The sequence below is a fragment of the Xanthomarina spongicola genome (assembly GCF_003148645.1).
GTDB lineage: Bacteria > Bacteroidota > Bacteroidia > Flavobacteriales > Flavobacteriaceae > Xanthomarina > Xanthomarina spongicola.
This window is the reverse complement of record NZ_QGGP01000004.1, coordinates 215,008-229,399: the sequence shown is the minus strand read 5'-3', so window position 1 is coordinate 229,399 and position 14,392 is coordinate 215,008. Positions and strand designations below refer to the sequence as shown.

Below are 14,392 nucleotides of genomic sequence, written 5' to 3'. Positions count from 1 at the left end.
TCTTAAGGCTTTTTTATTTGTGATTATTTACAATTTATGGTCCAGTAACAGTAATTGGGCCAACCCAATCGCTATAACCATCTACACTACAATTGGCACGAACATAGAAATCGTAAACAACGCCAGTACTTGTATGGTTTGTTAATTGAACAGGGTTGTAACTTGTATCTATAATAGCATCAGAACCAGCAGGCGTGCCTAAAGCACTTTTACTTAATTGCCATGTGTTTTCTCCGTTTTGAGCATCCCAAACAAACACTAAGTAATCTGAACCTCCAGAAGTATATATTTGATTTAATTCAAAGTTTTCTGGGTCTAAACAATTTTCATTCAAAGGTACGTCTTCTGTTGTTACACTTACTGGGCCAATCCATGCACTATAGCCAACATTATCGCAAACATTTCTTAAGTAAAAATCATAAGTAGTTTCAGCATTCAAACCTGCTATTGTAGCATGTTGATCGTAAAAATCAGGTTCAACTTGTGTGGTTCCATTCCCTAAAGTAAATCCTTGTAATCCATACTCAATTTGAGAGCCATCAGAACTAGGGTTACTCCAATTTAATTCTATTGAATTATGAGTTACAGATTCTGGGTATAAACCCTCAGAAAAATCTGATGGATTATTGCAATATGGATTGTCTAATAAAGTTACAAAGTTAAAAGGTCCAGCCCAATTGCTATAGTCATTTGTGCTATTGCAAAAAACTCTAGCATAAAAAGCATATTGAGTTTGTGGTAATAAATCTTCTACTTGAGCATATTGTTCAGGAACAGTTAAGGTTGTTCCAGAACCTAAACTAAAACCAAATGGTCCATACTGTGCTTGATATAAAGACGATTGAACATTTGTGCTCCAGCTAAATTGAGCTGTTGTATTTGTTAAATCGTATACATTTAATCCATTGGGTTTTGGGCAATTATTGGAGTCGTTTGAATCGTCTGAACTATCACTAGAACAGTTAAAAACAAGCAAACCAATTGAGAGTAATAAAATAATTTTTTTCATTATGAATTTATAAGAATTTTCGGTCGCGAATATAGAAATTGTAAGACAATTAAAGAAGATAAAATTTCAAAAAATATTTAGTGTAATTAACTCTAAAAAGAAGCCTATATTTGCAGTCCAAAATAATAAGATGAGAACAAAATCACTTAAAAAGAACAAAATCAATGTGGTAACACTTGGCTGTAGTAAAAATGTGTACGATAGCGAAGTGTTAATGGGACAACTAAAAGCCAGTGGTAAAGAGGTTGTACATGAAGAAGAAGGAAACATTGTGGTTATTAATACATGTGGCTTTATAAATAATGCCAAAGAAGAAAGCATTAATACCATCTTAGATTTTATGCAGAAAAAGGAAGATGGCGATGTGGATAAAGTATTTGTGACTGGTTGTTTAAGCGAACGATACAAGCCAGATCTGCAAAAAGAAATTCCGAATGTAGATCAGTATTTTGGTACTACAGAATTACCAGGATTATTAAAGGCTTTAGGAGCAGATTATAAACACGAATTAATTGGTGAACGATTAACAACAACGCCTAAAAATTATGCCTATTTAAAAATTGCTGAAGGATGCGACAGACCTTGCAGTTTTTGTGCCATTCCTATTATGCGTGGCAAACATAGATCGACACCTATTGAAGAAATAGTTATTGAAGCTGAAAAATTAGCAGCAAATGGTGTAAAAGAATTGATTCTTATTGCTCAAGACTTAACTTATTACGGACTCGATATATACAAAAAAAGAAACCTTGCCGAATTACTTGAAGCACTTGTAAAAGTTGATGGTGTTGAGTGGATACGTTTACATTACGCCTTTCCAACTGGATTTCCAATGGATGTACTAGATGTGATGAATCGTGAACCTAAAATTTGTAATTATTTAGATATTCCACTACAACATATTTCAGATAGTATTCTTAAAAGTATGCGTCGTGGAACGACTAAAGAGAAAACGACTAAACTACTTAAGGAGTTTAGACAAGCTGTTCCAGAAATGACAATTCGTACCACACTAATTGTTGGTTATCCAGGTGAAACTGAAGAAGATTTCCAAGAATTAAAGCAGTGGGTTACAGACATGCGTTTTGAACGTTTAGGTTGTTTTACCTATAGTCATGAAGAAAACACACATGCTTTTAATCTAGAAGATGATGTTCCTGAGGATGTGAAGCAAGATCGTGCCAATCAGATTATGGAAATTCAATCGCAAATATCTTGGGAATTAAATCAAGCTAAAATAGGACAAACCTTTAAGGTAGTTATCGATAGAAAAGAAGGTGAATATTTTGTTGGAAGAACAGAATTCGATTCTCCAGATGTGGATAACGAAGTGCTTATTGACGCATCAAAAACCTACTTAAAAACAGGAGAATTTGCAACAATAACAATTACTGAGGCAGCAGATTTCGACCTTTATGGTGAAGTTTCTGTCATTCAGAGTGAAGTGGAGAATCTATAAATAAAATAGATTTCTCCTATCGTCGGAATGACAAGATTGTTTGGATTTAGATGAAGGAGTAACTTTTATGGAGAAGTTGTAAACTAAATAGAAAAGGCTTAACAACCATCAGCTGGTCCAAAAGTAAATACCAGTTCTTGATCCATTTTTTCTCCAATAGAATTTTTAGCAGGAATCCATTTTCCAGGAATATTTTTTAGAAGTTTAATAAACCTTTCATCAATTGAAGGATAACCAGTTGTCATGGCGTCGTGTTTTACATCTGTAACAATGCCATTTTTTGTCACTATAAAAGATAATTTAATAGCTCCAAGATTATCTCCCTTTATAACATTCATATATTCTTTGCTGTTAATCTTAAGATATTCGATGAGTGTTTTTTTACCATCCACATAAGTCGCTTGCTTTTCTGGAGTAACAGTAATATGTGGGCCGAAAAATTTATCTTCTATTTTACCAGTCTCTAAATTCTTTCCTTTAAACTCGGTTCTTATCGTAAAATGACTAAAGTAATCTGTTGATTTTAGAATTTTCTTTTGTGCTTCAGTGAGTTGGTATGTAGTTCCTCTTGCACGGATTTGTGATAGCTGATTGTTCTTTATAACAATTACATCTACAGAATAAATCTGTTCTATTTGTGATTTTTCTCCTTCATTAAGAAAATCATAGATGGTAGTAGCATTATGTACATCATGTTTATTTACAGCTTCAAATCGTGCATCCACACCATAGTATAGTTCTGGAATAACTTTTTCTCTTAGATATTCATTGTTTTGATTTTGAAAAACAAGGTCTTTATTTATTGAATTTTCTTCAATAGACTCTGTATTAGTCCAGTTTGTAAAACCAAAGATTACTAAACTAAAGATGATTAGTGTCGTGCTTAAAATAAAAATGCGTGTTTTCATGCCATATATTTTTTAAGATTAATTTTCTCAAATATATATCTGTCAGTTGCTTATGAAAGCAAATTATATGTAAAAAAAGTGTAAATTTTCTGTAAAACTTTTCAGTGAGAGTTTCTAAGAGAAGTGTGTTTGCATTTACGTGTATGGCTTTCTTATGAATGACTACTCACATTATAATGAACTTCGATATCTCATCATTATTTTATGTGAACCTGTAGTTTTTTGATGATAATACATGATAGTTTTATCTACTGTTAGTGTAGGAGCTTCAACTAAACTTGAAATAATTTCTGAAAATAAAACTTGAGGAACAGAAAAATTGCTTGAAGAATTAGGTCTCACTGCAACGCATATTTCAAAAACAGTATTCGACGTAATTGACCCTTTTAAATATCTTGTGTAATAAAATTCAAGGTTATCGCTACTTATACAAGGCGCATAATAAATATAATTTTCATTATTAATGTTTTGAAGGATGGATGCTGAATTTGGAAGCGTATTAAATGTTGATGCATTTTCTTTTTGAGCAATTCCTAATGTTGTTTCACAAGGGTCTTGACAATTCATATCATCAAATCTAGCATTATTGAAGTATAAATGTTGTCCATCTAAACTTATTCCATGATCCATTATTAACCAACCAGGCGTGTTCATGTTAAAATCTCCTTGAACTCTTCCAATATCACTAATATTACCTGCATTAAAAGTCCCATGAAAGAGGTTATTTAATTCACTAGGATAATTTCTAGTGGATGTCCAATAAAAATTTCCGTTGTCATCCATGTCAGCTACGGCATCTAAATGTGGTGAAGTTGTTTGGTTGGCTCCAGTTAATTCCCCAACATAGTTAAAAGTTGAATCATTTACTTTAGTTGCATAATAGAGCTTTGTATTTATACCATCATTTAAGTTATTAAAGAATAGATAGCTTCCATTTGGTGATATAAAAGGTTCCATAGCATCAAACAATAAACCATTAATTGTCACATCTATTTCTGAACCATATGAAGGATATATTAGTAAACCAGTGTCATTCTCATCATCATTTGAAGAACATGAAACCAATACAATTGATAATATTGTAATAATGTGAAGAGTTTTTATTCTCATTGATGTTTTTAATTTATAACCAGTGTTTTATATATGACATTAAACGAAGTTCGACTTTTTTTAGTACAAATTCAAACATAACATTTATTACTCATACACCAACAAATCTCCAGGTTGACAATCCAGCGCTTCACAAATAGCTTCAAGCGTACTAAACCTGATGGCTTTGGCTTTTCCGGTTTTAAGGATAGATAAATTGGCTAAGGTCAATCCCACTTTTTCTGAAAGTTCGTTAAGCGACATTTTTCGCTTAGCCATCATCACATCTAAATTTACAGTTATAGCCATAGCTTATACAGTTAGTTCATTTTCGGTTTGTAAAGCAACTCCTTTTAAAAAAATAATCGCAATAATATAGATAACTGCTGCCATTAAAATAAAGGCTTGGCTGTCTGCCCAATATTCGTTTAGTGTATCAATATGATATCCATGATGTTGCAAATTTTTGGCAGATTGTCGTGCTATAAAACTTAATATTCCAATAGAAAACGTGTAGTAACTAATCTGTAAAATCTGTCTCGAAACAAAAACGTTGAAGGGTTTTGATAAATCTATTTTGGTTACTAGCACAATCACTAGATAAAATAGATACGCTTTCATAATTGAGATGAACAATATAAAACTGTACATGCTGTAAAAAGCCAATTTACTACGTTCATGCATCTCACTTAAGTCCAACTTTTGATATAGGTTTTGTACGAATTCTGGATTGAACAGGCTGAAAAAGAAATTTACAATCAAGCCTCCTGCTTCAATACATAAACCAACAAAAATAATCCAAGCAACAATTTTCAGACCTTTAAATACGATGTTATTTGTTTGTGACATAATTATAGTGATTTAAATTATATCACAAATATCAATAAAAATTTATCGAAAAACAATAAAAAAAAGTTGTTATTTAATAAATTATTAAAATCAATGAATTGTGTTAACCATGAATAGTTTCCGATTTCCCATAACTCTGAATCACTTCTGCCTCAAAATCAATCAGTTCTTTCCAGCGTTTATCTACATCCACATCTTGACCATATTTTCTAGCAAAACCAATAAAAGTGGTATAGTGTCCAGCTTCGCTAATCATCAATTCATGATAAAATTTAGAAAGTTCTGGATCTTTAATTTTTTGAGAGAGAAGTTTAAAACGTTCACAGCTTCTGGCTTCAATCATGGCAGAGAACAAAAGTCTATCAACCATACTTTGAACTCTGTTTCCACCTTTATTCATAAACTTATAAAGTTCATTTACATAACTATCTTTACGCTCGCGACCCAATTTATAACCTCGTTTTTTTATGATTTCATGAACCATTTCAAAATGTTCTAGCTCTTCTTTTGCCAAGGCTAACAAGTCGGTTACTAAATCTTCATGTTCAGAATTAAGAGTAATAATGGTTATGGCATTTGTGGCAGCTTTTTGCTCACACCAAGCATGATCGGTTAATATTTCTTCAATATTTGTTTCTACAATATTCACCCAACGTGGATCTGTAGCTAATTTTAAGCCAAGCATATCTGTTATTTTAAGTAAAGATAAATATTCTTTTCTGGTATTTGTCCATTATATTTTAAGTTATTTTTAAGACTAGAAACCTTATCTTTACTTTTTTAAAAACTGCAAAGCGTAACTATGCCAACAGACTGTATTCCGTTTAAAGACACCAACTATTTTTCTAGTTTAATTTGCAATTATTTAGATGAAAACAATCATCTAAAATCTTTCTATAACAGGTTTCCTAATCTGGAAAGTTTTAAAGAGCAAATAGAAGAAAAAAAGAAATCTTTTCAAGCGCAGTCGAGAACTACTTTAGCAACAAGCTTAAAAAAACAATATCAAAATATAAATATTTCATCACAAACCCTTCAGAATATTGAAGCCTTAAAAGATGAGAATACGTTTACTATAACTACAGGTCATCAATTAAACTTATTTACAGGACCTCTATATTTTTTCTATAAAATTATTTCTACCATTAATCTGTGTAAAGAATTAAAAGAAGCTTATCCAAAGCAAAATTTTGTTCCCATTTATTGGATGGCAACAGAAGATCATGATTTTGAGGAAATCAATTATTTTAATTTTGAAGGAAGAAAAATCCGATGGAACAGAAATGCTTCAGGAGCAGTTGGAGAATTAGATTTAGAAGGTCTAGAACAGATTTCAGATTTATTTGGGTCTCATTTAAATACTAGTAAAAATGCAAACGAATTAAAGAAGTTATTCAAAGAAGCATATACAAAACAAGATAATCTAACCGAAGCTACCAGATATTTGGTAAACGAATTATTTTCTGAAACAGGCTTGGTTATTTTAGATGGAAACGATAGAGAATTAAAGAGATTATTCAGTCCTTATGTGAAAGATGAATTGCTTAATCAAACATCCTTTAAAAAAGTTTCAGAGACAAACCAACAAATAAACAACTTACCTGAAAACTACAAAATTCAAGTCAACCCAAGAGAAATTAATTTATTCTATATAACAGAAAATCTAAGAGAACGTATTGTTTTTGAAGATGACAAATATAAAGTCCTAAATACAGAAATCGTATGGGATTTGAGTGAGATAACAAAAGTGCTCTTAGAGTACCCAGAACGTTTTAGTCCGAATGTGATATTAAGACCATTATATCAAGAAGTTATTTTACCAAACCTTTGTTATATTGGAGGAGGAGGAGAACTGGCTTATTGGTTCCAGCTAAAATCCAATTTTGAAGCTCAACAAGTGCCTTTTCCTATGTTATTACTAAGAAATTCTGCTTTATTGGTTTCAAAGAAGCAGCAAAATAAGTTAGAGAAACTGGACTTAGAAATGGCAGATTTATTCTTGAATCAAACCGATTTAATAGAAAAAGTAACCAGAAAACTTTCAGAAATAGATATTGATTTTTCTAAACAGAAAACCTTCTTAAAGCAACAGTTTAAAGATTTATACAAACTTGCAAAACAAACAGACAAGTCCTTTTTAGGAGCAGTTTCAGCACAAGAGAAGAAACAAATTAATGGTTTAGAGCATTTAGAAAAGAGATTACTAAAAGCACAAAAAAGAAAATTAAAAGAAATTTTGGATCGTGTTATCGAACTTCAAAACGAATTATTCCCAAATCAAAGCCTTCAAGAACGACAAGCAAATTTTTCTGAGTTTTATTTAGAATATGGAGACCAATTTATTCAACAGTTAATGTTAAATTTGCAACCTCTAAAAGGAGAGTTTTTAATATTAAATTTAGAGTAAATCCATGCACAAAATCGATATAGAACTAATAGAAATGACCTTAGATGTCATGAAGTATGCTATTGGTAGAATTTCAGCAACCGAGCATCCTATTGGTAAACCAAAAAAATACGAAGAACTTAAAGAACTTGTTGGCGAAACCGTTACAGGAAAAGGTGTTGGTGGCGAATATGCTTTCAACTTGTGGAAAGAGCATTTATCCAAAGCTAATGTCCCAGTAGATCATCCTAGAAACTTGGCTTTTGTGCCTGCAGCTCCAACGCGAGCAGCCATTATGTTCGATTTGGTTACCTCTGCATCTAGCATTCATGGAGCTTATTGGATGGAAGGAGCAGGTGGTATCTTCTGTGAAAACGAAGCCATGAAATGGATTGTATCTTTAACAGGATTGCCAGAAGGTGCTTTTGGTGTTTTTACTAGTGGTGGAACAGCAGCCAATTTATCTGCAATTGTAACTGCAAGGGAACACTGGAGAGAAGACGATACCTATAAAAGAGAAAAAGGCTTGATTATCACATCAATTGGAGCACATTCATCTATTAAAGCCATGGCTAAGGTTGCAGATGTAGATATTCTATTGGTAGATTCTGAAGAAAGATTAACAGGCTCTGATCTTCGTGAAACTATTGATAATCTAAATTTCCACCAACGTAAGCGTTTGTTTGCTGTTGTTGGAACTGGAGGAACTACTAATGCTGGAATTATTGACGATTTAGAAGGAATAGCTGAAGTTTGCGAAAAAGAAAACATTTGGTTCCATGTAGACGCAGCTTATGGTGGAGGAGCTCTAGCAGCAGACTCTGTAAGACATTTGTTTAATGGAATTGAAAGAGCAGATAGCATTACTATCGATCCACACAAATGGATGTTCTCTCCTTACGATTGTGGTGCAGTTATTTATAAAAATCCTGAATTAGCTAAAAATGCACATTCGCAACAAGGTTCTTATCTAGATATTTTTAAAGACGAAGGTGCTCATGGTTTCAATCCAACCGATTATCAAATCCAATTAACACGTCGTGTTCGTGGTTTGCCTTTGTGGTTCTCCTTGGCAACTCATGGTACAGATAGATATAAAAAATCTGTGGAAAGAGGTATCGAGTTAGCACAAATTGCTGGTAGAATGATTGAAGAGAATCCGAATGTAGAATTAGTTAGAGAACCAAGTTTGTCTTGTGTAATATATAGAAGAATAGGATGGAAACCAGAAGATTACACACATTGGACCTACGAAAATCATAAAAAAGGATTTGCATTGGTAACACCAACCAAATGGAAAAATGGGGATACTTTTGAAACGGTTTCACGTTTTTGTTTTATCAATCCGGATACCACAGAAAATGACATTCATTTGATTTTGAAGTCCATGAATTAATTTCAAAAACTAGTTTGCTAAATTTATTATTATAAAATCTATTACTATTTTTGCGCATGCAACACAACAACATCCTTATTTTAGATTTCGGTTCGCAATACACACAACTTATTGCACGAAGAGTGAGAGAACTCAATATTTATTGCGAGATTCATCCATTTAACAAAATCCCAAAAAACTTAGATACTTTTAAAGCAGTTGTTCTTTCTGGAAGTCCATTTTCAGTAAGAGGAGAAGATGCTGTGCATCCAGATTTATCTGAAATTAGAGGTAAGAAACCATTGTTAGCCGTTTGTTATGGAGCGCAATATTTAGCACATTTTTCTGGAGGAGAAGTAGCTCCTTCCAACACTAGAGAATATGGTCGTGCTAACTTATCTTTTATAAAATCTAATGAAGCTTTCTTTAAAAATATAAATGAAGGAAGCCAGGTGTGGATGAGTCATAGCGATACCATCAAACACCTTCCTACAAATGGTGTTTTATTAGCTAGTACACACGATGTAAAAAATGCAGCTTATAAAATTGAAGGAGAAGAAACTTATGCCATTCAGTTTCATCCAGAAGTATATCATTCAACCGATGGAAAACAACTATTGGAGAATTTTTTAGTTCATATTGCAAAAGTAGAACAAGACTGGACACCACAATCTTTTGTAGAAGAAACGGTTGAAGATTTACAAAATAAATTAGGAAACGATAAAGTTGTTCTTGGTTTGTCTGGAGGCGTAGACTCTTCTGTTGCTGCCATGTTATTACATAAAGCAATTGGTAAAAACCTGTATTGCATATTTGTAAATAACGGCTTGTTACGTAAAAATGAGTTTACAGATGTCTTAGAGCAATACAAAGGCATGGGACTTAATGTAAAAGGAGTTGATGCTTCGGCACGCTTTTTGGATGCATTAGCGGGATTGAGCGATCCAGAGTTAAAAAGAAAAGCTATAGGTCGTGCGTTCATTGAAGTTTTTGACGATGAAGCGCATTTAATTGAAGATGTTAAATGGTTAGCTCAAGGCACTATTTATCCAGATGTTATAGAAAGTGTTTCTGCAACTGGTGGACCAAGTGCAACTATTAAAAGTCATCATAATGTTGGTGGTTTACCAGATTTTATGAAACTAAAAATAGTTGAACCTCTAAAAGCATTATTTAAAGACGAAGTTCGTCGTGTTGGAGCTTCCATGGATATGGACGCTACCTTATTAGGTCGTCATCCATTTCCTGGACCAGGATTGGCTATCAGAATTTTAGGAGATATTACTGCCGAAAAAGTTCGTATTTTGCAGGAAGTAGATGCTGTTTTTATTAATGGCTTGAAAGAATGGAATTTGTACGACAAAGTATGGCAAGCAGGAGCTATTCTTCTACCAGTAAATAGTGTAGGAGTTATGGGAGATGAGCGTACGTACGAAAAATGTGTGGCTCTTAGAGCTGTTGAAAGTACAGATGGTATGACAGCAGATTGGGTAAATTTACCTTACGAGTTTTTACAAAAAACATCGAACGATATAATAAATAAAGTAAAAGGCGTTAATAGAGTAGTGTACGACATTAGTTCAAAGCCACCTGCAACTATTGAGTGGGAATAAATTCCTGCGAAATCGAAGATTAACGAATTCCGAATAAGAAAATTGGAATTAATGAGTAAGGCAGAAATCTAATTTCTGAAGTTAAAAGTGATGTTGCATTTTATTAATACTACAAGGTTTTAAAATCTTGTAGGAAAACAAATGAAAGACCTAACGCAATTTTGAACGTATAATTAATAATATGAAGAAAATAATATACATTCTATCTCTAGTTTTAATGTTTGGTTGTGTAACAACTCAAGCTCAAAACTACAAGACTCATAGAGTAAAACAAGGAGAGACCATTGAAAGTATTGCAAAACAATATCAAGTAACTCCTTACGATATTTTCGGATTAAATCCAGATGCAAAAAAAGGTTTAAAACCCAATTCTGTATTAATTATTCCAAAATCTAAAGTAAATTCAAATGCACCTCAGGCAACTATAGAAAAAGAGTTAATAGGATTCAAAGAGCATAAAGTAAGACGAAAAGAAACTTTATATAGTTTGTGTAAAGAATTCGATGTAACTGAAGACGAACTTAAAAAACATAATACCTTTTTATATGCCAATAACTTACGAAAAGGCGATTTATTAAAAGTGCCAGTTTTTAAAAAAGTATTTACGGTTTCAGAGCCTGAATCTACTACAAAGAGCTATACAGTTTTGCCAAAAGAAGGTAAATGGAGAATAGCATATAAATTCGGAATTACTATCGATGAGTTAGAATCTCTGAATCCTGGAATGAACGAAGTTCTTAATGTTGGTGAAGTAATAAACGTTCCAAACATTAACGAAACAGAAGAAAAACCAATAGACGAAGCATATTCCTATTATCAAGTATTACCAAAAGAAGGTTTTTATAGATTGAAACTTAAACTTGGTATTGAGCAAGATCAATTAGAAACTTTAAATCCAGGTCTTAAAGAATCAGGTCTGAAAGAAGGTATGGTTTTAAAAGTTCCATTTAGTTCTTCAGTGAATCAATCTAGTCAAAACGAAGAAATATCTGAAACAAATTTAACAGATCAGGTCAGTGATTATAATACCAAACATCTAGTTATTATGTTGCCTTTTCAGTTAAATAAAGTGGATATAGATTCTGTTCAGGATGCTAAAAGAGAATTGACAAAAAACCCTTATTTAAGCATGTCTTTAGATTTCCATTCTGGAGCTTTGGTAGCCTTAGATTCTCTAAAAAAATTGGGTATTTCTTTAAAAGTAGATGTTTATGATACTAAAAATTTATTAAGCGAAGTATCTCATATTTTAAATACAAATTCGTTTCAAGATGTTGACGCTGTTTTAGGTCCATTTATGCCTAATAATGTAGAAAAAGTTGCATCTGAATTAAAAACATATAATATTCCAGTTGTTTCTCCAATTACTAAAAATGTAACTCTTTCTGAAAATGTCTTTCAATCTAGACCTTCAGAAGATCTGTTATATGACAAAATGATAAACTTTGTAAAAAATGATAGCACCATAAATCAAATTATTATCATTTCAGATACAAAACATACAAAAGTAAGCGACAATCTAAAGCGAACATTTTTATCTGCTTCATTAGTCACTTCAAGAAAAAATAAAAAGGGAGAAGATGCTTTTTATGTTTTAGATGAAGACATTTCGAGTAAATTGAAACTTGGAAAAAACCTAGTGTTTTTAGAATCTGATAATCCAGGTTTTATTTCAAATGTAACTAGCAAATTAAATTCGTTTAAAGATAAAGATAAAGACATCATCTTGGCCACAACCAATATGAATGCAGCTTTTGAAGATGATGAGGTTTCAAATTATCATTTATCTCATTTGCAATTTCATTTTCCAACAATTTCTAAAGCTTATAATGAAGACGATAAAAACTCTTTTGTTAAAACTTACGAAAAACGTTACGGAATTACACCAAATAAAATAGCAGTTCGTGGTTTCGATCTAACTATGGATGTGGTTTTACGTATGGTAACTTCAGAAGACATGTATTTGTCTGTAAATGAGGCTCCATTAACGGAATATGTGGAGAATAAATTTGCCTATAAGAAGAAGTTTTTAGGAGGTTATTATAACGATACTGTTTATCTAGTTAAATACCAAGATTTAAAAATTGTTGAAGTAAATTAAACACTTAATTAACCACAAGTATGTTTAAATAATACAATATGTTTATCTAAATCAATCTTTTATGTGGCTTAAATTAATAGTGTTATTTGCGCTTTTTATAAATTGTTTTATAAGTTTCTCGCAAAACGAAGAACCTATACTTTTATGGGATGATACGTATAAATTATCTTGGAACGACTTTAAAGATCAACCAGATCCAAATACAGATGTTGTAGCCATAACAGCATCTGGAATTACATTTCAGTATTCTATAAAGAAAAGCGATGATGAAATTACAGGATTTACTACTCAAGTAAAGACTATTTTTTATCCTGAAAAATCTTGGCATAAACCAGAAAGAGCAAATAAACACATTTTGTCTCACGAGCAACTTCATTTTGATATTACCGAATTGCATTCAAGAATATTTAGACAGCAACTTTCTTTATTGTTAGTTTCTGAAAATCTTTCTGAAAATCTAGACTCCTTATATAATGATATAAAGAATGATTTAAGAAACATGCAAAATTTATACGATGCAGAAACAGATTATTCTAGAATTATTGAAGCTCAAGCCAAATGGCAAGAGCAAATACAATTAGAATTGTCTAAATTATCTAATTTTAATTCTTCAATGTAATTTGATACAACCAGATAAAAACTTTCTTATAAAACTGGCTCATACTAAAATGCCTTACGGTAAATACAAGAATAGAGACCTTATCGATTTACCAGAATATTATGTGGTTTGGTATTACAATAAGGGTTTTCCAAAGGGAAAATTAGGAGAAATGCTTCAAACAGTTTATGAGTTAAAACTAAATGGATTAGAAGATTTAATTAGAAATATAAAACGCCAATTTCCTAAGTAAAGAAAATTGGCGTTTTATAATAAGACAAGCATTAGTTACTCAACTTTTTCTAAAGTAATAGCCATTGCTTCAGCGTAAGTTAAAATAACTACTTGACCAACGTGTAGTTTTTGTATTAACTCTTTGTCTTTCATGTGGATGGTAGTAAAATTTCCATTAGGACCTTCAATATTAACATACATAAAAGGTAAGTTTATAACTTGAATGGTAACCACAGCTTGAACAATAGCACCTAAAGCAGCACCTGGTTTTAAATCTGCAGGAGCTTTAGCTTCTTCTGTTACAATTACTAATGGGTTTTCTAATTCTTCTTCAGTTGGATTACGAAATTCTGCTTTCATGTACTTGTAAAAATCAAAAGTAATAACATCTCCAACTTCAATATCGTCAAAACGTTCAACTTCTTCTCCAGCTGTTACAGTATGTAATTCTCCTTTAGATCCAATTATAGAAATCTCACGAGTTTCTTTATTAATTTCAGTAATGGTACCTTGCATTTCAACAAGCTCCCATTTTTCTTTATCTTCTAATTTTGTTTCTTTGTCTTGGGAAAAACCAGCAGTAGTTATTAATAAAAATGCGATTAAATAAACCCAATTTTTTGTAATTGATTTCATAAATATTTCTTTTAAAGTTTAAGTGAATAAGTTTCGCTTCAAAATTAGTTTTTTATTTTTTGATATTTCTTGTAATCAAATAATTATTTGAATATAATAATTGAAAATAAATTACTCCAAACAATACCTTAATTA

The 14,392-nt window shown here is 31.8% G+C and carries 14 protein-coding genes; 7 read left to right on the top strand and 7 right to left on the bottom strand.

Annotated elements, in window-relative coordinates:
• Positions 1-34: 34 nt before the first annotated feature.
• Entirely contained in the window at positions 35-1,009 is a 975-nt protein-coding gene (locus tag LX78_RS09860) for a fibronectin type III domain-containing protein (protein ID WP_109682493.1), read from the bottom strand.
• Positions 1,010-1,139: 130 nt separating this feature from the next.
• Between LX78_RS09860 and rimO the strand changes: the two genes are divergently transcribed.
• Positions 1,140-2,468: a 30S ribosomal protein S12 methylthiotransferase RimO gene (gene rimO / locus LX78_RS09855; protein WP_109682492.1), complete on the top strand. Its 1,329-nt coding sequence runs from the start codon at positions 1,140-1,142 to the stop codon at positions 2,466-2,468.
• Between the two features lie 98 nt (positions 2,469-2,566).
• Here the strand turns inward: rimO and LX78_RS09850 are convergent, their stop codons facing one another.
• The 5 genes from LX78_RS09850 to miaE form a co-directional block, all read right to left on the bottom strand.
• Positions 2,567-3,376, bottom strand: a complete 810-nt coding sequence (locus LX78_RS09850; RefSeq protein ID WP_109682491.1) for a hypothetical protein — start codon at positions 3,374-3,376, stop codon at positions 2,567-2,569.
• A 171-nt stretch (positions 3,377-3,547) separates the two neighbouring features.
• On the bottom strand, positions 3,548-4,486 hold the full coding sequence (locus LX78_RS09845) for a PD40 domain-containing protein (protein ID WP_109682490.1): 939 nt from the start codon (positions 4,484-4,486) through the stop codon (positions 3,548-3,550).
• An 87-nt stretch (positions 4,487-4,573) separates the two neighbouring features.
• Positions 4,574-4,774 (bottom strand): helix-turn-helix domain-containing protein, encoded by a 201-nt coding sequence (locus tag LX78_RS09840; RefSeq protein WP_007648541.1) that lies wholly within the window; start codon positions 4,772-4,774, stop codon positions 4,574-4,576.
• A gap of 3 nt (positions 4,775-4,777) precedes the next feature.
• Positions 4,778-5,314: a DUF2975 domain-containing protein gene (locus tag LX78_RS09835; protein ID WP_109682489.1), complete on the bottom strand. Its 537-nt coding sequence runs from the start codon at positions 5,312-5,314 to the stop codon at positions 4,778-4,780.
• A 103-nt stretch (positions 5,315-5,417) separates the two neighbouring features.
• On the bottom strand, positions 5,418-5,999 hold the full coding sequence (gene miaE / locus LX78_RS09830) for a tRNA-(ms[2]io[6]A)-hydroxylase (protein ID WP_109682488.1): 582 nt from the start codon (positions 5,997-5,999) through the stop codon (positions 5,418-5,420).
• 117 nt (positions 6,000-6,116) lie between these two features.
• On the opposite strand from miaE, the gene bshC reads away from it, so the two are divergent.
• The 6 genes from bshC (at position 6,117) to LX78_RS09800 (ending at position 13,640) form a co-directional block, all read left to right on the top strand.
• Positions 6,117-7,721 (top strand): bacillithiol biosynthesis cysteine-adding enzyme BshC, encoded by a 1,605-nt coding sequence (bshC, locus tag LX78_RS09825; protein ID WP_109682487.1) that lies wholly within the window; start codon positions 6,117-6,119, stop codon positions 7,719-7,721.
• 4 nt (positions 7,722-7,725) lie between these two features.
• Positions 7,726-9,096 carry a pyridoxal phosphate-dependent decarboxylase family protein gene (locus LX78_RS09820; protein ID WP_109682486.1) on the top strand — a complete coding sequence of 457 codons (1,371 nt, stop codon included), beginning with the start codon at positions 7,726-7,728 and terminating at the stop codon, positions 9,094-9,096.
• A gap of 56 nt (positions 9,097-9,152) precedes the next feature.
• Positions 9,153-10,688, top strand: coding sequence for a glutamine-hydrolyzing GMP synthase (gene guaA, locus LX78_RS09815; RefSeq protein ID WP_109682485.1), 1,536 nt, complete (start codon positions 9,153-9,155; stop codon positions 10,686-10,688).
• Between the two features lie 181 nt (positions 10,689-10,869).
• Positions 10,870-12,789, top strand: a complete 1,920-nt coding sequence (locus LX78_RS09810; RefSeq protein ID WP_109682484.1) for an amino acid ABC transporter substrate-binding protein — start codon at positions 10,870-10,872, stop codon at positions 12,787-12,789.
• 61 nt (positions 12,790-12,850) lie between these two features.
• Positions 12,851-13,408 carry a DUF922 domain-containing protein gene (locus LX78_RS09805; RefSeq protein ID WP_109682483.1) on the top strand — a complete coding sequence of 186 codons (558 nt, stop codon included), beginning with the start codon at positions 12,851-12,853 and terminating at the stop codon, positions 13,406-13,408.
• A gap of 1 nt (position 13,409) precedes the next feature.
• Positions 13,410-13,640 (top strand): DUF3820 family protein, encoded by a 231-nt coding sequence (locus tag LX78_RS09800; protein WP_408068260.1) that lies wholly within the window; start codon positions 13,410-13,412, stop codon positions 13,638-13,640.
• A gap of 35 nt (positions 13,641-13,675) precedes the next feature.
• Here the strand turns inward: LX78_RS09800 and LX78_RS09795 are convergent, their stop codons facing one another.
• The gene (locus LX78_RS09795) at positions 13,676-14,257 is read right to left on the bottom strand and encodes a hypothetical protein (RefSeq protein WP_109682482.1); all 582 of its coding nucleotides are present in this window, start codon (positions 14,255-14,257) and stop codon (positions 13,676-13,678) included.
• Positions 14,258-14,392 lie beyond the last annotated feature (135 nt).